This window comes from Synechococcus sp. BA-124 BA4 (genome assembly GCF_034931165.1).
The window spans coordinates 24,230-41,599 of the sequence record NZ_JAYGIA010000001.1 but is presented as its reverse complement, the minus strand read 5'-3'; the positions used below and the strand labels follow the sequence as shown (position 1 = coordinate 41,599).

At 55.9% G+C, this 17,370-nt stretch carries 14 protein-coding genes and 1 pseudogene; 10 read left to right on the top strand and 5 right to left on the bottom strand.

Features of this window, described 5'->3' with window-relative positions:
* The 5 genes and pseudogenes from VB734_RS00185 to VB734_RS00165 all read left to right on the top strand — a co-directional run.
* Nucleotides 1-206: pseudogene (locus tag VB734_RS00185) on the top strand (hypothetical protein); the annotation flags it as partial.
* 79 nt (nt 207-285) lie between these two features.
* Nucleotides 286-999 carry a heme oxygenase (biliverdin-producing) gene (locus VB734_RS00180; RefSeq protein WP_197166412.1) on the top strand — a complete coding sequence of 238 codons (714 nt, stop codon included), beginning with the start codon at nt 286-288 and terminating at the stop codon, nt 997-999.
* Between the two features lie 47 nt (nt 1,000-1,046).
* Nucleotides 1,047-2,078, top strand: coding sequence for a glycosyltransferase (locus VB734_RS00175; RefSeq protein WP_197166411.1), 1,032 nt, complete (start codon nt 1,047-1,049; stop codon nt 2,076-2,078).
* An 80-nt stretch (nt 2,079-2,158) separates the two neighbouring features.
* Complete coding sequence (kdsA, locus tag VB734_RS00170; RefSeq protein ID WP_197166410.1) at nt 2,159-2,971, top strand: 3-deoxy-8-phosphooctulonate synthase; 813 nt, start codon at nt 2,159-2,161, stop codon at nt 2,969-2,971.
* A gap of 95 nt (nt 2,972-3,066) precedes the next feature.
* A complete protein-coding gene (locus tag VB734_RS00165; RefSeq protein WP_416223694.1) occupies nt 3,067-3,561 on the top strand; it encodes a KdsC family phosphatase in 495 nt (164 codons plus the stop codon).
* A 35-nt stretch (nt 3,562-3,596) separates the two neighbouring features.
* On the opposite strand, the gene VB734_RS00160 is transcribed toward VB734_RS00165, so the two are convergent.
* A complete protein-coding gene (locus VB734_RS00160; protein ID WP_197166409.1) occupies nt 3,597-4,937 on the bottom strand; it encodes a CCA tRNA nucleotidyltransferase in 1,341 nt (446 codons plus the stop codon).
* Nucleotides 4,903-5,319, bottom strand: coding sequence for a hypothetical protein (locus VB734_RS00155; RefSeq protein WP_231594909.1), 417 nt, complete (start codon nt 5,317-5,319; stop codon nt 4,903-4,905). The genes VB734_RS00160 and VB734_RS00155 overlap by 35 nt, the downstream gene beginning before the upstream one ends.
* Nucleotides 5,320-6,021: 702 nt before the next feature.
* Here VB734_RS00155 and VB734_RS00150 point away from each other — a divergent pair.
* The 5 genes from VB734_RS00150 to VB734_RS00130 all read left to right on the top strand — a co-directional run bounded on the left by VB734_RS00150 (nt 6,022) and on the right by VB734_RS00130 (nt 12,882).
* Nucleotides 6,022-6,753: a glycosyltransferase gene (locus VB734_RS00150; RefSeq protein WP_323242852.1), complete on the top strand. Its 732-nt coding sequence runs from the start codon at nt 6,022-6,024 to the stop codon at nt 6,751-6,753.
* A 794-nt stretch (nt 6,754-7,547) separates the two neighbouring features.
* On the top strand, nt 7,548-8,654 hold the full coding sequence (locus VB734_RS00145) for a hypothetical protein (RefSeq protein WP_323242851.1): 1,107 nt from the start codon (nt 7,548-7,550) through the stop codon (nt 8,652-8,654).
* Between the two features lie 668 nt (nt 8,655-9,322).
* Nucleotides 9,323-10,165, top strand: a complete 843-nt coding sequence (locus VB734_RS00140) for a glycosyltransferase family 2 protein (protein ID WP_231594908.1) — start codon at nt 9,323-9,325, stop codon at nt 10,163-10,165.
* Nucleotides 10,152-11,567: a hypothetical protein gene (locus VB734_RS00135; protein ID WP_322782014.1), complete on the top strand. Its 1,416-nt coding sequence runs from the start codon at nt 10,152-10,154 to the stop codon at nt 11,565-11,567. The genes VB734_RS00140 and VB734_RS00135 overlap by 14 nt, the downstream gene beginning before the upstream one ends.
* Before the next feature lie 61 nt (nt 11,568-11,628).
* On the top strand, nt 11,629-12,882 hold the full coding sequence (locus VB734_RS00130; RefSeq protein WP_197166401.1) for an O-antigen ligase family protein: 1,254 nt from the start codon (nt 11,629-11,631) through the stop codon (nt 12,880-12,882).
* 29 nt (nt 12,883-12,911) lie between these two features.
* Here the strand turns inward: VB734_RS00130 and VB734_RS00125 are convergent, their stop codons facing one another.
* The 3 genes from VB734_RS00125 to VB734_RS00115 all read right to left on the bottom strand — a co-directional run bounded on the left by VB734_RS00125 (nt 12,912) and on the right by VB734_RS00115 (nt 17,007).
* Nucleotides 12,912-14,741 carry an ABC transporter ATP-binding protein gene (locus VB734_RS00125; RefSeq protein ID WP_197166399.1) on the bottom strand — a complete coding sequence of 610 codons (1,830 nt, stop codon included), beginning with the start codon at nt 14,739-14,741 and terminating at the stop codon, nt 12,912-12,914.
* Nucleotides 14,742-14,890: 149 nt separating this feature from the next.
* The gene (locus tag VB734_RS00120; protein WP_197166398.1) at nt 14,891-15,886 is read right to left on the bottom strand and encodes a glycosyltransferase family 2 protein; all 996 of its coding nucleotides are present in this window, start codon (nt 15,884-15,886) and stop codon (nt 14,891-14,893) included.
* Complete coding sequence (locus VB734_RS00115) at nt 15,883-17,007, bottom strand: hypothetical protein (RefSeq protein WP_197166397.1); 1,125 nt, start codon at nt 17,005-17,007, stop codon at nt 15,883-15,885. The genes VB734_RS00120 and VB734_RS00115 overlap by 4 nt, the downstream gene beginning before the upstream one ends.
* Nucleotides 17,008-17,370 lie beyond the last annotated feature (363 nt).

Here is a 17,370-nt window from a genome sequence, read left to right as displayed (position 1 = left end):
CCCAGGGGCCGCCACGGCTGCTGGGCGTCGTGCTCAGCGGCATGACGTTCCAGGGGGAACAGTGGCGGCTGGCCACGGTGGGCGACTGGTGCCCCAGCGGCCCCAACCTGCCCAGGCCCGATGTGGTCGAGAAGCTGCAGCAGGTCTGCCGTGAGCTGTTCACGCTGCTGGCCCGCGATCCGGATCGGCAGGACCAGGCCGCTTAAACCTTCGCAACCAACTTGGTCCTGCCACCGCATATCAGCCCTACCTTGACTGTTCCGTACAAACAGCACCCCGGCTGAGATGTCTGTCGACCTGGCGTTCCAATTGCGCGAAGGCACCAAGAAAGCGCACACGATGGCCGAGAACACCGGCTTCGTGACCTGCTTCCTCAAGGGAGTGGTCGACAAGATCAGCTACCGCAAGCTGGTGGCCGACCTCTATTTCGTCTACAGCGCGATGGAGGAGGAGATCGGCAAGCTCAAGACCCACCCCGTCGTCGGTCCGATCGCCAGCGACGCCCTCAACCGCCGCGCAGCCCTGGAGGCCGACCTGTCCTTCTACTTCGGCTCCGACTGGCGTCAGCAGGTGTCCCCCACCCCAGGCGCCGAGGCCTACCTGGCCCGCATCCACCAGGTGGCGGCCGAATCTCCCGAGCTGCTGGTGGGTCATCACTACACCCGCTACATCGGTGATCTCTCCGGCGGTCAGATCCTCAAGAACATCGCCCAGAAGGCCATGAATCTGGGTGACCACGATGGTCTTCGCTTCTACGAATTCGACGCCATTCCCGACGAGAAGGCCTTCAAGGCGAACTACCGAGCCAGTCTGGATCAGCTGCCGATCGATCAGGCCATGGCCGATCGCATCGTGGCGGAGGCCAATCATGCCTTCCACCTGAATATGGTCATGTTCCAGGAGCTGGAAGGCAATCTGGTGGCGGCCATCGGCAAGGTGCTCTTCGGCTTCCTCACCCGCCGTCAGCGCACCGGCAGCACCGAAGCCGTCGCGGCCTGAGCTACGGCCCGGCTGGGTCAGACTGATTCATCGACAGCTCAATACCAGTGCGACCGCTCCGATTTCTGCTGCCCGGAACCGCTGGGAAGTACCGCTGCGGGGGTCTGCAGGTTGAGCTCCAGACGATCAGGCTCACAGCCGGGCTTAGGCCCACCGAACTGGTGACATACCGTCAACGGGAAGCCGGTCGTCCATTTCTGGACGATCTGTTGCGTGATGAATCGGCTCCGGGAATGGCTCTTTGGATCGTCAGCTGGGGCTTTGATGTTCCTCGCCTCCTGCGACGCCTGCGGGGTCGGCCCGTCGCTTATCACGCCCACAGCAGCGGTTATGGCTTTGATCTCCCCCAAGGGGTGCCGGTGCTGGCCGTGAGCCGCAACACATTGGGCTACTGGGGAGACCGGGCCCCCCGAAACCCCCTGTTCCTGGTGCCCAATGCCCTGCAGCCCCAGTGGAGGGATCAGGGACTGGAACGTGAAATCGATGTCTTGGTGCAGGCACGGAAAACCAGTGCCTATGTCCTGCACCAGCTGGTGCCCGTGCTGCGAGGACGGGGCCTGAGTGTGCGGGTGCAGCAGGGCTGGGTCGATGACCTGGTGGGCCTTTTCAATCAAGCCAAGGTTTACATTTACGACTCTGCCGATTACTGGCGGGGTCGTGGCGTGAGCGAAGGCTTTGGTCTGCCCCCCCTTGAGGCCATGGCATGCGGTTGCGTGGTGTTCAGCAGTTTCAATCACGCCTTGGCCGATCTGCTCGATCCCGGGTTGGTGGGCCACCAGATCGGCTGCGGCACTATGGCATCCGATCTAGAGCGAATTGAAGCGGCGGTGGCCGATCCGTCCTCTTGGCGTGCCGACCCCGCCCAACTGACCTCCCGGCTGTCCGAGAGCTCCGAAGCCAACCTGCAGGAGCGCTGGCAGAGAGCCCTGGTGGCGATTGATGGCCACTGGGATCGGCTGCAGAGGAGCCACAGCCCAGGCGACAGCTCTCCAGTTTCGGAGGCGCTGAGGTCTCCCCGGCTCTGGCAGTTGCGCTGGCGACAACGACTGGGGCGCGTGAGACGCCGGCTGCTGACCTGATCGATTTCTTGTTGCTGGGGCCTGCGTATCGTTTGTATGCAAGGGATCTTCGCCCTGCCTGCCCGCCGCTCAATCCCTTCATGAGCTTCACTTTGATAGCCGGCCCATGCGTGATCGAAAGCCGCGACTTGGTTATGGAGATCGCCGAACGGGTGAAGGGGATCACTCAGCGGCTGGGCATCACCTATGTGTTTAAAGCCAGCTTCGACAAGGCAAACCGCAGTTCCGGTGGTTCGTTCCGCGGCCCAGGGCTGGAGGAGGGTCTGGCTGTGCTGGCTGAGGTGAAGCGTCGATTCGGCCTGCAGGTACTCACCGACATCCATGAAAGTCGGCAGGCGATGCCGGTGGCGGCGGTGGCGGATGTGCTTCAGATTCCTGCCTTCCTCTGCCGACAGACTGACCTGCTGCTGGCGGCCGCCGAGGCCGTCCGTGGCACCGACAAGACGATCAACATCAAGAAGGGTCAGTTCTTGGCGCCCTGGGACATGGCCGAGGTGGTGAACAAGATGAGGGCCGCCGGGGCCGACAACCTCTGGTTGACGGAACGGGGATCCAGCTTCGGCTACAACACCTTGGTGGTGGATTTCCGCAGCTTGCCCCAATTGCAGGCCCTGGGCTGTCCTGTGATCTTTGATGCCACCCACTCGGTGCAGCAGCCGGGCGGTCGTGGAAGCAGCAGTGGCGGCCAGCGGGAATTTGTGGCACCGCTCGCACGGGCAGCGGTGGCGGTCGGCGTGGACGGCCTGTTCATGGAAGTGCATCCCGATCCTGAGAAGGCCCTCAGTGATGGTCCGAACATGGTGCCGCTGTCCCGCCTAGAAGCACTCCTGGAACAGTTGATGGCCATCCGGGCTCCATTGGTCGCCCAGGGTGAGGCTCCCAGCACGCTGTGATAGTCCGTCAGCAGGGAATCAGGTCGTGGCTCGGGCAATGGAACTGGATCTGCCCGTGGTGGTGTCGCTCCAGGTTCGCTGATCTTGAATTGCTGGTGCTCGATGTCGATGGGGTGCTCACCGATGGCGGGCTGTGGACCAATGAGAGCGGTGAAGTGATCAAGCGCTTCGATGTGCGTGACGGTCTGGGGATCCGTCTGCTCCAGCAGGCGGGAATTGAGGTCGCCCTGCTCAGTGGTGGTAAGGGTGGCGCCACCGAACAGCGTGCCAGTTCCTTGCAGATCCGCCACTGCCTCACCTCTGTCAAAGACAAGCCAGCGGCTCTAGTCGAGCTGCAGCGCTCTCTGGGGGTCACCCCTGCCCAAACCGCCTATTTCGGGGATGATCTCAACGATCTGGCCGTGCGGTCTGTGGTGGGTTTGCTGTTCTGCCCTGCTGATGCGGTAGTACCCCTGAAGCGCCAGGCTGACTGGGTGCTGGCACGAGCTGGCGGCGATGGGGCCGTGCGTCTGCTGGCGGAAGCGATTCTTCGTGCACGCGGCCTATGGCAGCCGTTGGCGAAACGGGGATGGCGGGATGGCAATAGCTGAGCCAATTGATCGTTCTTTTTCAATAGGCTGCCCCGTCACCAGCGTTGCCTATCCAGTCGCTCGGCCCTTAGCTGCCTGAGGCGCATACCGAGTCCTGGACCAGGCCGCTCCCCGGCAGCGATCAGGTCGTCAGCGGTCGGTTCGGCCCGGAGCGTCCTCCAGTGCAACAGCCAGCGCAGCAGTCCCCGCCGCAAGCGAGGTGGGAACTCCAAACCCGAGTAGGCCGCCAGCAGGAGAGTGACCCCCTCCGGGCTGAATCCCTGTCGTTCGAGGGCCTGGCTCAGCCTTGAGGGGCTCCACTCCGGCTCGGTTGCTGTCTGGCACACCCACCCCCGCAGCCGTAGCAGCTCAGTGAGCAGGCGATGACAGCGTCCAGCCAACTGCAGCCTCTTGGCGAGTGTCAGGGGGTCGTCGAGGCGGGCCAGCAGGGCGAGCAGCAACCACTCCTCCTGGGGCCATGGCGGTCGTTCGAGGCGAGCGGCCAGGCGCTGAGCTCGTCGGAGCCGTCGCAGCCAGTGCCGATCGTGTTGCAGCCCGGGGTCGAGAAGCACCAGCGAGCCCCATTGCTGCAGAAGCATCAGAGCCTTCTCCCAGGGCTCCCGGCCCAGCAGAAGCTCAAGTTCGCTGCGCAGACGCGTCCCGAGCCCCGGCAAGGACCCACGGGACTTGATCTGCCAGGGCCAGTCCGCAAGGGTGGTGTGCACCTGAATCAAACTGGCTTTGCTCAAATCCATGCCGAGCCGAGCACCGTAGCGAGCGGCTCGCACGATCCTGGTTGGATCGTCCCGCAGGCTGTCTGCATGCAGGAAGCGCAGCTGATGCCTGGCGAGATCGCTTCGGCCATCGAAGGGATCGAGTAGATGGGCTGTGTTGTTCTCCCGGGGATCCAGCACCATGGCCATTGCATTGATCGACAGATCCCGGCGGGATAGATCGTCCTCGAGCGACCCGAACTGCACCACAGGATGGCTGCCAGGTTCCGGGTAATGTTCCTGGCGGGCAGTGGCGATATCCAGCAGGATGCCGTTGACTTCGAGCTCGGCGGTGCCGAAGGCGTCGTGCAGATGAAACAGGCTCACCGCCTTCCCCAGCTGCTGCCTAAGTGTGATGGCGACGCGATGGGCAGCTGGCGCCCGCACTCCCGGCGTGCTCTCCTCCACTATCAGATCCAGATCGGGCAAGCCGAGTCGGGGATCATTGTGGGGTCGGTGCAGTAGCAAGTCGCGTACCGCTCCCCCCACAAGTGCCACCCGCAGGGGGGCCGCCAGGTCCACCACTTGGCGCAGCAGGCGACGAAGTGGTTCGCTGTAAGCAATCGTGCAACTGTGGGGGGCCAGGGAGTCAGCGGCGGCATTTTCCAACGAAGAGTCGCCCATGCTGAAATCCGTCTTCCAGTATCGGTCGTGGTCGTTTCGCAGTGGCGGCAGGCATAGAAACCACCCGGGGCAACACCCTGCTGCTGGCACAGCCAGGAGTCGGAGTGACGACCTGTGAGAGCATCGAGCGGGAGAAACCTCTAGGCGGCAGCAGCTCTTGTACAAAGCGCGCTGCCGCCAGCCAGAAACAGTCCTTCTCCCTCCTCAGCTCCCAGTTCTCCTTCCGCAGCCGGTTGAGTTCCTCCCGCTCTGCTGTGGTGAGCAGGTCCTTGTCCTTGGAACCAGCCAGTCCGTGATCAATGCGGGTCTGGCGCACCCAGCGGCCACCGCCTTCTGCTGCGCCGTGATCCGGCGCCTGGTTCTGGTGGGGGGGGTTCGTCATCGATGGACAGTCTGGTGGTCATGGCGTGACCCTTATCGACTTGTCCTCAAAATCGGGGGAACCCCAACCCGCCTCAGAGGTTAACGATGGGCCCTGGCCAGAAAAGCCAGTCCACGTCACTGCCGCCGCCGGAACTGAAATCCACGGAAAGCCCAGGCACCTGGGTAGCCCAGAGCCGGCCGCGCGACCTCACCAACGCAGCAAAAAGCCACTGGCAGGGCACTTACAGCCCACAGGAGCATCCTTTGTCAACCGGAACAGCCGGTGGCATGACACACCTAATCAAGTTTCTGGTAAAATTTCAAGCTGGAATTAGGTGCCTCTGCCGGTGCGGCCAGAGGGCTGAAGTTTAAGTATCTGAGGAGGCGACAAAGACAGTCTCATCAAGGCAAGGATGTCTTCGCAGACTATGAAACTCCTTCATGACGGTTGGGATGCCAAATAGGCAGCTCAAGGAGTTTTGTGCTCCTGTGCAACAACTCCAGTTGCCTGCGTGACGTTCTTACCAATAAATTCTTGTCCTTCAGCAGCCGCTTCGTCGATTGAAATGCTCGTTGAAGCCCCTGGTCATCACTCTCATCACACAAGGCTGAGTGTGTGTCGACTGATCGAAGCTTTGGCCTTACTGTAATTGCCTCGTGACGTCCGGTGTGATCGGCCCAAATGGAACCACCCTCCTCATTTGCCGCCCATCCCAGCCCGTTGACGCGATCGAGCTGGGATGGTCCGGCCCCGATCCCGATATTCATCGGCTACGACCCGCGTGAGCGGGCCGCCGCCAACGTGTTGATCGATAGCCTCTACCAGCACAGCAGCGCACCGCTGGCGATCACCCTCTTGGTGACTCCCCAGCTGGAGCGCCAGGGTCTCTACCGCCGGAAGCGAGATCCGAAGCAAAGCACGGCCTTCTCCTTCACCCGCTTCCTGGTGCCCCATCTGATGGACAATCAGGGTTGGGCCGTCTTCATGGACTGCGACATGCTTTGCCGCGGAGATATCGCCGAGCTTTGGGCCGAGCGCAATGACGACTACGCTCTAATGTGCGTGCAGCATCAGCACGTGCCAGCGGAAACCGTGAAATTCCTGGGTGAGGTGCAGAGTGCTTACCCGAAGAAGAACTGGAGCTCCCTGATGCTGCTCAACTGCGGCCGCTGTCGGGCGCTCACTCCCGAGTACGTGAACAGCGCCAGCGGCCTGGAGCTGCATCGCTTCCACTGGCTGGCCGGTGACCATGAGATCGGTGCCCTCCCCGACCGTTGGAACCATCTGGTAGGTGTGCAGCCCGCCCCAATGGCCGGCGTGGACGAAGGAGGTCCAATCCTGCTGCACTGGACCCTGGGGGGGCCCTGGTTCCGGGAGCAGCGCACCATGGGCGGACACTTGGCGGCCGAATGGTTCTCGGCGCGGGATGAAGCCATGCAGCTCTGGGGATGAAGGCGCTGATCCTTCTTGATCCCGAGGCGGTCCATTGGTGGAGTCAGGCGAGTCGCCAAAAAGTCGATGATTCTTGCGTATTCTGCGGTTCGTTAAAGGCCTGGGCAGAGCTAGAGCGTCGCCAGCTCGAAGCGGGTGTGCGCTGGCTAGGACCTTGCGGTGAAGGCCCTTGGCGTGAGTTTCAGGAACACCTGCAAGCCTGGAGCCGGGCCTTGGCGATGGTCGGGGCACCAGAGCATGGGGCCCCCGCCGCTTCAACTTTGGAAGAACTCCTCTGTGGCGACCTTGCGGCTCCAGCTTTGCTCACCCTGGCCCTGCTGCCAGCCTGGATCGGACAACTGGCCCAGGCCGAAGCCGTCTGCATTCCAGTCGGCAGGGCGTTCCGACCCCCTCGATTCGGCCAGCTAGGTGATCTTCCCCTGCTGGCCCTAGCCGCGGGACTAGAGGCCCGCTGCACAAAAATAGATTACTTAGAGGTTCTTGATCCGATCGGATTGGTCGGTTCAGGCCCCTCACAGCCACGATCCGCTGACTGGAGAGGCCGCCTGAGTGGGTCAGGAGTCTGGCTAGCGACCGGCAAACTGCGCCATCCGGAGCTAACTCTGCTGGCACTTGAGGCTGCCGGATTGTCAGTCCGTCTGTTTGAGGCAGAGCCGGCCGCACCCTTGCCCGATCTCTTTGCAGGCACACCCACTTACCGATGTCACGAAGACCTAGACGATTGTCCGAGGCACTCGCCGCCGCAGTGCCCCTGCCCCCCGCCCTCTGGGGCGGAGGCCGGCCCAGAGGCCTGGTTGGCAGCCCTTGGCGATTGGCACCCGCTGGTGCAGGAGGCGCAGCACCTGGCTGAACGACGTCTTCGGCTCGATCGATCCCTGGCCGAACACTGGGCTCTGGAGCCGCCCCGGCTGATCTTGGTGCCGGAAGAAAATAGTCGGGCGGTGGAGCGATTGGTCATCCTTGCCCGCCAGAAGGCCGTGCCCCACGCTGTCTTGCATCACACCGCTGAGGTGCTGCCCTTCCAGTCAACCGGGCGATTTCAGCGGCACCTTCGGCCGGGTGATGCACGGTTGGTCCCGCTGAGGGGGCAACGGCGCTCGAGCCGTGATCAGCCCCACACCCCGGCCGCCGCGGTCGTGATGCTTGATCCGGTTCGCGCCCATCTATTAGATGCCGTGGAGTTGGAAGGACCGATCCCCCAGGCGTTGGATGGTTCGGTGGGCTGGCTCCATTACCCTCTCCAACAGCAGTCGCTTGTGCCGTTCGCCGATACAGAGGCCTACTGGGGCGCCTTTGACCGCATTGCGACAGAGTTGGCTGCCCACGGAATTCCGCTGCAGCTGGCCCGCAAGCCACCACTTGAGCCTGGCGGCTCTGGTGATGCGGTCGCCCAGGGATTGCGGACCTGCCCGGAGATCCTGTCCTTGCCTGCCTTGTTAGCGAGCTGCCGACTGGTGATCGCTCCCGGCCACATCGGGACGGGCCATCTGGAGGCGATCGCCCGAGGTCGTCCGGTGGTGGTGGTCACCCCGGAACGGTTGAATCGCCCCTCGCTGCTGCTGGAGGACGAGAGCCTCCCCATTCCTCTCTGCTCCGTGGCAGGTTTCTCTAGCTGGTTCATGCAGCAACAGCCTGACGCCCTGATTCAGCTCTCCTTCAAGCAAGCTGAATGGTTGCGTCAGCAGTTGGTCAGCACCCAATCGCTGCTCGGCTGGCTCGCCAAAGCCGGGGTGGAGATCGATACCCGGCCCCAGCGCTTCCTCGGCAGCGGTCTGATGGCCCAACGGCCGTTGCTCGATCGGGTTGAGTCGATGGATCGGCTGAGTCGGCGATTGCAGGCCATTCGCCGCAGCTTGCCCGGCAGACTTCTGGGCCAGCTGAAGCGGGGTTGGAGCCGATGAGAGCCACACCCGTCAAGGGCTGGCGGAAGTTGGAGCGGAAGGTGAGAAAAGCCCTTCTTCTCTTTGTGGCGCTGTTGCGGGGGGATCCAGATGGCCTATTGAGGGTGGCGGCCGAGCGCCTTGTTCCCCGACTGGAGAAGCATCGCAATGCCCCTTGGGCCGATCGTCTCAGGATCGCTTTGCTCGACTGCCAACCAGGTTGCCGAGCTTCTCCGCAACAAGTGCAGGATGTTTTGGCCGCATCAAGCCTCCTGATGCCTCCACGATGGCAGCTTTCGCCAGGTCTTGAGAGGCGCCTGCTCCGCAGGATGGCCGCTCGAATGGTGCGCACTGGTGCGGCGTCCGTCACCTGCGATGATTGGATCAGAGTAAACGGCTCGTGGTGTTGGCGCCAGAAGCCTCTCTGGGATTCCGTATTCGATGCCGAAACGGGCATCGGGGAGGGGCCAGTGCTGGTGCATGGGCGATTGCACCAGCACTTGGATAAACTGCCGCGGCCGGAGCACGCTCCTGCATGGCGAGAAGCTCTGCAGCAACTGTCTCATGCCCACGGGGGCCATGCTCACGTCCCCCTACCGTTGCTGCGGGCTCCTGAGGCTTGCATCAGTGTTGCATCGCCAACCCAGTCGGCCTCAGCGACAGTTGGGGCCTGGCAGCCGCTTGTCAGCGTGCTTCTCCCGACAGCCGGATTCAGCAAGGTGATCGCGCCGGGGGGGGCTGAGATTCTGGTGCGTCATTGCTTGCGAACGCTGCTGGAACGAAGCCATTATCGTCGGCTTGAAATCGTCCTGATTGATGGTGGTGAGTTAACAGAATCCTTGCTTGAGGAGCTTAGATTTTTAGTTGAGAGCCAGTTGGGAGAAAAGAGCTGGAAGCATCTTCGCGATGGCGGTCCCTATGACTACACGAAACGCATAAACAAGGCCGCTGCCGAGGCCCACGGCGAGCTCCTGCTTCAATTGAATGACGATACCGAGTTACTCGCAGTCAAAGGAGTTGAGCTGTTGATTCAGGCCTTGACAAAGCCCGATATCGGCGTTGCCGGAGCTTTGCTTCTTTATCCCGATGGGAGGGTTCAACATGCGGGTACTGCCATCGACAATCTTGCTCCTCGGCACGCCTGGGCCGGATCGCGCCCCGAGGCACTCCCTTGGGGAACCTTGCGGGGGCAACGTACATTCAATGCCGTCACTGCGGCCGTCACCATGTGCCGCAGCTCCCTGTGGGAAAGGTTGGGTGGATTCTGTGATCGCTTCCCGATTAACTATGGAGATGTCGATTTCTGCCTTAGGGCTGCTAGCCTCGGCCAGCGCACCGTTCTGGTGCCAGGCAGCCAATGGCTTCATTTTGAGTCGGCAAGCCGCAATCTGGATGATATCCCGCCGGAGCTCAGCGTCTTTCAGCAGATCTGGGGGGACTGCATGGGTGGTCCGCATAGTGTTGACCACTATTGCTCAGCCTGGAGAATGCTATTAAGTAGTCAAGAGTCAAACAAGCATGAGCAAATCTAAGACCCATGGTAACGCCAATAAGTTTAATCTGGTGCATCTTCTGTCCAGATCGCCTTGTTGCCTGTCCAGCGAAGCCGTTGGATTTATTCTGATTGTGTTTGCAGGAGTCGCAACAGCTCTTGACTCCTTCCTGATCAATCAGATGGAGATGCTGACTTTGATGGCGGGGCTGATCCTGCTGTTAATCAAATCCAGCGGGAGGACGCCATTGAGTATTGGCTTCATGTTCTTGCTTGTGATGAGCCTCAGAATCTACCTACATACAGACGCGCGCTACTTTCCCCGGGAAACGACGCTCAACGACTATGTCTTGGTTCTGACTTCATTCGTTGCTGCATTTAGGGTTAAGGCATCGATGTGGAGGCTGTTCTTTTCTGCATTCTCTGCATTTGTACCGATAGCATGCATTTCTGTGCTTATTCTCCATGGAGGAGAAAGACTTGGAGGAAGCTTCGCTTTTGGCGAACTTTCGACTCAGCAATCAGCCTTGATAATTGGCACCTGCCTAACGATTAGCCTGAGTTTTCTATGGAATGCGCTCAGCCAGCGACGCTCGGGAATGCAAAAACTGGTGATCGTCATCGCCTGGTTTTCAATAAGCCTCCTCAATTGCTTTCTGATGGTTCAAACCCATTCGTGGGCTGGTCTTGTCCTAGCGATTATCTCGGTGGTTGCCGTGGTGTTGGTCGACGCACTCCCAAGCCTAAGCCAGTCTGTCGATGCGTTGATACATCATTATTCGTCAGGCCGTCAGGTGGTGCGCATAAAGACTGGGTTTATGCTGATAACTTTAAGTGCTATTGGAGTGGCTTCATGGTCATTCATTTCTGAAGCATACTCAAGTCAGGAAAACCTAAGCAATATACTCAGTAGGCTAAACTTGCTAAAATGCTTCTTCGGCTCTATGTTCACCAATCAAAATCGTTTCATTTATGGACTGGGATTTACTAATACCAGCACGTGGCTATGCGGTGAAGGAGCTTTCCCAAGTGGAATACATAGCAACAATATGTTCGCCCAGGTTGCGGCTGATAATGGATTCTTTGCCATGATATGTCTTATTATAGTATCTTTACTGCTTGCAAGAATGGCTTGGAGACTTGTCAACAGGCTCTCCAGTCCAACAGAGCTTGCCTCCCTAACGTCTGCTATCTACTGCTTTTTGTTTTTGCAGGTGGATGTGGGATGGAGCAAGACCACCTTCCTCCAGTCTCTGATCGGCTTGTTAATGGCTTCCTTAACCATGGTCTTTGATCAGCCCGTGTTTTCAGCCTTACCGACCACTGGCGGAATGCGGATTATCTCGAATACTGGTGATTCGCCTCCTTCTTCCTCCCGCAATGAAAACACATCTAAACAGCCGGGAAGTCGGCCTCATAACTTCTTCCAAGCCCATGATTGATAGCTTATACTCTCCCCAACAAGGAAAACCTCCACATGGCTGCCTTGACTGATCTGAAATCGTGACCTATCCATTAAACACATTGAAATCATCCCCAAAATTGTCGATCGTTGACATTTTAGGGATCTCACTGATTATAGTCTCCGGAATTCTTACGCTATTTCCTTCCTTTCTCGACTTTAATCATGAACTGATTCCACTAGTGATAGGGATCTCCATTTTACTTGTCAAGAACGGCAGGAAAGAGCCCATTCTCATTGCTTATCTCTGTCTCCTGCTGCTATCGATGAGAATCTATCTCCATAGCGACGAACGATATCTTGGCTGGGAGATTACGCTTTCAGACTATATTATGATCGTGATTGCATTTTCGGCATTCTATAAAATGGCGGCTAGTCTGTGGACTTACTTTTTTACATTCTATGCTTTAGCTATGCCCTTAGCGGGGATAGTCGCTCTGCATTTATTTCTGATCAGTCAGTCTGAAGAATCTTTTCAAGCCGCAGCGCTTTCAATCAATCAAACTGCGTTCCTGTTTGGAGGCTGCCTCACCATCAGCAGTAGTTTTCTTCTGTGTGAAGTCTATTCAGTTCGCGCACGTGCAAGAAGAGTATCAGTCATCATTCTCTGGACACTTTCCACTTTATTGAGCTCTATCCTCGTATTAAACACCCAATCAAGAGCTGCAATTGGCTTGCCAGTCATATCTATTGCTGTCGTTTTATTTGCCTGTATGCGATCTCGCTCAGTAGATTTTAATAACAGGCTGAATAGCTTGCTGAATAAAGCAAAGAATATATTTGGGAGATATTCCGCATATATAGTTGTTATTGTACTTGCCCTCTCAGCACTGGCAGCCATGCTGACTGCAATCTATTCAAACAGGGAAAACATGGTTAACGATATGCATCGATTGCACTTATTAAAATGCTACTTTGGAGCATTATTTAATGGTAATAATAGCTTTATATATGGGCTTGGATTTACTCGAGCAAGCCAAGGAATCTGCAAAGATATTGGCTTGATTAAGGGCACAACTCATGCTCACAATGTGTTCGCCCAAGTTGCGGCGGATAATGGGTTTCCTGCCTTGCTTATGATCTGTATTATTGGCTTTCTGCTCATACGACTTGCCTGTAATCAAATACCCTACTCTTCACATCCGGCAGTCCTGGCGTCGTTGACACTGTCTTTATATTGTTTTTTATTCCTGCTTATTGAGGGCGGCTGGGGCAAGGTCTCCTTCATTCAATCACTGCTCGGCCTTTCTTTTGCTTCATTGACAATGAAGTTATCGCCCCAAGTAAAATGCTAAGTCTTTCCTTGACTTTTCCGCATGGCCACTTAACCTATTTCAAGTTTTGATAAGTCACGGAATGAATCTGAGTTATCCCTAAGCTCCTCATAGGTTCCTGATGCTTTGATCAATCCGTTATGCAGCTCATATATTCTGTCACAGCGAACAATAGTGCTCAATCTATGGGCGATTACTACTGTTGTACATCGTCTACCAATCATTTCAAAGGCATTAATTACATCAGATTCAGTTCGGTTGTCGAGAGAGCTTGTGGCTTCATCCAAAAGAAGAAACTTAGAATTTCGATAAAAAGATCTTGCCAACGCTAGTCTTTGGCGTTGACCACCGGATAGCTTCATCCCATTTTCTCCTATAGGAGTTAAAAGACCATAGGGTAGTTCTGCAACCACATCAGCCAGCTGGGCAGCTTGCAAGGCTTCCCAAAGACGGGAGAAGTCAATTCTTTCCGGATCGATTCCGAAAGCGACATTCGATTGAACACTGGCATCCAGCAGCTGAATATGTTGAGGTACCTGAGCGCAGCATGCTTGCCAAGCAGGTTTGGTAGTTTCATCTAAAGGTATTCCGTCGAGCTCAAAGGAGCCTATATCTGGATCGAGTAAACCGAGCAAGAGATGAGCCACTGTCGATTTTCCACTTCCCGTGGCTCCTACGAGGGCCACCCTCGATCCAACGGGAATGGAAAGATTAACTCCACGTACTACAAAGTTTTCAGTACGTGGATATCGATACCAAGCATTTTTTAGCCTGATTGAGTGCCTTGGGAATACTGATTCTGGTGAAGGCACACCGACGTCAATCAATGTCAGTCTGGGTTTGGACAACTCCAGCAATTCAACTGTCTTTGCAATCTTCGGGAGGCTACCTCTCAGCAAGGTAATCGAAGAAAACAAATCCTGGAGTGGTGGAGTGAGTTTCTGGGCTGCGATTGCCAAGCCGGCAAGAAGTGGAATGATTTTTCGTATATCTTCAATATTTCCGTTGGCAAGGTAAGGAACAGCTCCGAAGAGAAAAATCATCGTTATTCCCAGGGGCTCAATCAGCTGCCTTGGGATGATAGGAATCAATGCTGAAATCCATGCATAACGCTGAGCCCTTTCCCCCGAGGCAACAAAGCTATTCTGAAAGAATGGCTCAGCATTCGCAAGTTGAATGTCGCGAATAGATGCCAATGACTCCATTAGGGCATGAGTGGACCTCGCGTCTTCCCTTACCACTTGCTTGGAAGCATGACGAAGATAGGGAGTTAGAAAAAGAGAGAGGCCAAGATAGGCAATCACAAGGAGTGTAATCATTATCACCGATAGCCAGCGACCTACGAAGACAATTCCAAAAGATAGCAAAACGATAGAAACACTACTACTTGCGATTCGTAGAATAGGGTTTATGACTCCATTGGACACAGCCTTGACATTTCCGATTATCAAGGACGTCAGCCCAGAAGTACTACGTAGAAGGTGATAAGAATAAGGCTGGTAGAGAATATTGTGGTGAATCTGATCAGAAAAATCCCTCCAGATCAGGGCCGTCAGCCGTTGTTGTGTGTACTGAAGGATTAGCCGTAGTGCGGAGGCCGACCAGGCCAATGCAATGAAAATGCTGATCAGCCAGAGACTCTGCTCCGCCATGCTGCCGCCAAAGACTTTGACTCCTGGAATAAAATCAAGCAGTTTGATGCCAATCAATGCACCAGCTAATCGGGAGACAACTGCAATGGTAAGAAGATCGAGAATGCCGGGCATAATCGATAATGGAGCAAGAATCAATAATGCCTTGTATCGCTTTTTGGGTAAAAAACGCAGGAGCCTCGCTAGGTATCCTATGGTCTGGCTATTAAATTTCTTGTTGTTTGACATCAAGAGGACTTAATTATTCCGTGGGGTGGTTGCAATTTGCTTCAGGCCAAGTATATTGCCAATTTATTGGGTCGTCCGTCTCTTGTGTGTGGGCGTGGTCCAGACCGCAGATCGACACCCACCACTGCCAAGAGAATTTTTGTGAGCGATCACATTCTCATCAATACCTTCTTGATCCACAGGGCCACCCTGATTCCGAAAAAAAGAGTTGAGATTCGTACCCAGGCTATCCCCTTGGACAGGGGCATCCAGTTTCGGATTTGCTGTAATGAGGAGGCTGGTATCATCATATCTAATAAGCGTTCATGCACACCAAGAAGTATTGACAAATAGATGCGGTTACCTAAAACTCTGGCTTCATGTTGCACTTCTGCACTAGGAACTGGTATGGAGCCCTTCTCTGCCTGCCACTGATTCCGCCCCAATAGCCGATAGATTGTTGATGGAGAATCAATCGACCACTCCAGCCGCTCAGCTAGGTATCGATTGATCGCTTTAGTTTCCTCCATCCGTGCGATCAGTTCAAGTAAAGTGCCAACATTAGAATGAGGCTTGCATGAGCGTTCTCCGACTGTTTGGATAGTATCGGCTGACACTCTTTCAAGATCGCCGTGATCAATGGTGCAGAAAATACCTTTAGGTATGGCAGTGCCAACCATTAGTTGATCTAAGCGCAAAAACAAGTCTTTATCGTCATAACCATATCCCTTAAGGTATTCGTTGAATCCCCCCACAGAAAAAAAATTAGATCTAGTGATCATGAAGACCCCATTGAGCCCGCCGCCGCCGATCGTGCGGCAATAGCTTCTTTGCTGTAGCGGCAAAGGATTATATTCTAAGTCGTCTATCCAGCAATCTGCATCAAGTTTTAGGATCGTTTCAAAGCTGCTTTGGCTAATGGCAAAGTTGTAGGCTCTTGTCAGTTGCCATTCCGCTTCCCCTTCGACTCGTAGCAATCGGACTCTCGGATCTGCTGGAAGGCTGTGGCGATCAATGGGAATCTGGCTTCCCCAGTCCACGATCAGGTGCTCCCGGTGCCGATGCCAAAGGCTGACGCGAGCGGCGGAGTCAAGTAAGTGGTTCGTCCTGTTCATTGAAACTGTTACGATACTAATTCCTTCAGGACGAATAAGATCTGTAGTCATTCAATATAGTTGCCGTGTAGGCATTTTGCGAGACAATCTGTCTGCTTATGCCGATCAAAGCCAAAGTATGGATTCAAGTAGCGCTTGGCCGCTGCGCCATCAAGCGGCTGGAGTTGATCATCGTGAGGTTTGATGCCTAGTTCAGTCATTAGTTGCTCTCGCATTATCCATTCATGAGAATAGCGATGCTGCCATATTGAACTGGTTGCGCTAAGGTCCTGCTGGATCTCCAGTCTGGCCATCAGAATACTCTTGTTTAGAGCTAGGGCATAGCCAAGATGGCTGCCCAGTGTGGGTGTCACCATCTCATCAGAGAGTTCCAGCAGAGTTCTCTGACAATCCAGAAACCATGGATTTGACGTATGCCCGTTGCAGGCGAGAACCCATTCCAATGGTAGATCTGCTGGCGGGGGGTCCTTCCAGTAGCATTGCCAGATCACAGTGTCGATGTTGGCGGACTTACAGTGATCAGTGACGAGCTTGATCATCTCAGTGGTTGACCAGTCACGCTTCACTTGGTTAACGCTGTGGACGGGGACCACTAGCAGCACCTTGCCCAGGCTTTGTTTCAAGGCAGCGAGTTTACCTGGCTCTAGTACTGGCTTGGCATAATTAATGTAAGGTCCAACCGCAATCCCATTTACGCCGAACCGGTAGCGAAGCCTGGCCGCGCGACTGGGGCCCATGCAAATGTAAGCTCTCACCCAGTGTTGTGGTTCTTCGAACGATGACTCTTCACTATAGTTGACTCCATGCTCAAGCATGAAAGGTAGAGGCTTGCCAACGAGTGGTAGATTCGCGGCGCGCTTCAATATAATATCGTGACCGTAATGATGAACGGCGTTGTCAAATTCGCGACGCGCAGGTGATTCTGTGGGCCGCAAAATGGAGGCTTGTTCCCATTTTGACTCAACCATGACAGCCGGACAGACCCAAGGCTTGAACGGCTCGACATGGAATGCTTGATGGACCAATCCGGAATAGGCAGCAAGAGCATTGAGTTCTCGTCGTTCCTCCCGTGAAAGCCAACGACCAACTGGTGCGAGAACTCGGCGAATCCTGGCTCCGGATCCAGCTTTCAGAAAATAAAGCAGGCGCTTTGGCGCATTGACAGGACCCACGATCAGCTCCAGTTGATGCTCAAGCCGAGCATGTAAATTTTACTTCCTTGTTCGACAAGGTTGCAGATTTGTCAAGGCTTGATAAGATGCGTGGATGGTTCAATATTCCAGAAGGGCTTGCGCTGTGTCCTATCAGTGAAGATGTCCACTCGGGGTGTTGAAGTCATAATCTGAAACCATCAGGGTGGCGAACTGGCTGCACCGCAACCGTGAACCTGGTGGTTTTGTCATCTTTGGGATTGCCTGGCGGGTGCTAACGCGTCGGCCCTTGATCGCGGCAGTTGCCGATCGGGCCCGTGAGGGGCACCATCTCATAGCCATGATGGAGTCTGTTGTTTGTAATGGTCAGACGGCCTCAAGTTT

Excerpts from the sequence above, each read along its gene's own strand:
- kdsA (WP_197166410.1), top strand. The coding sequence starts at position 2,159 with ATGAGCTTCACTTTGATAGCCGGCCCATGCGTGATCGAAAGCCGCGAC.
- VB734_RS00160 (WP_197166409.1), bottom strand. The coding sequence starts at position 4,937 with ATGGGCGACTCTTCGTTGGAAAATGCCGCCGCTGACTCCCTGGCCCCC.
- VB734_RS00125 (WP_197166399.1), bottom strand. The coding sequence starts at position 14,741 with ATGTCAAACAACAAGAAATTTAATAGCCAGACCATAGGATACCTAGCG.
- VB734_RS00135 (WP_322782014.1), top strand. The coding sequence starts at position 10,152 with ATGAGCAAATCTAAGACCCATGGTAACGCCAATAAGTTTAATCTGGTG.
- VB734_RS00180 (WP_197166412.1), top strand. The coding sequence starts at position 286 with ATGTCTGTCGACCTGGCGTTCCAATTGCGCGAAGGCACCAAGAAAGCG.
- VB734_RS00155 (WP_231594909.1), bottom strand. The coding sequence starts at position 5,319 with ATGACGAACCCCCCCCACCAGAACCAGGCGCCGGATCACGGCGCAGCA.
- VB734_RS00120 (WP_197166398.1), bottom strand. The coding sequence starts at position 15,886 with ATGACTACAGATCTTATTCGTCCTGAAGGAATTAGTATCGTAACAGTT.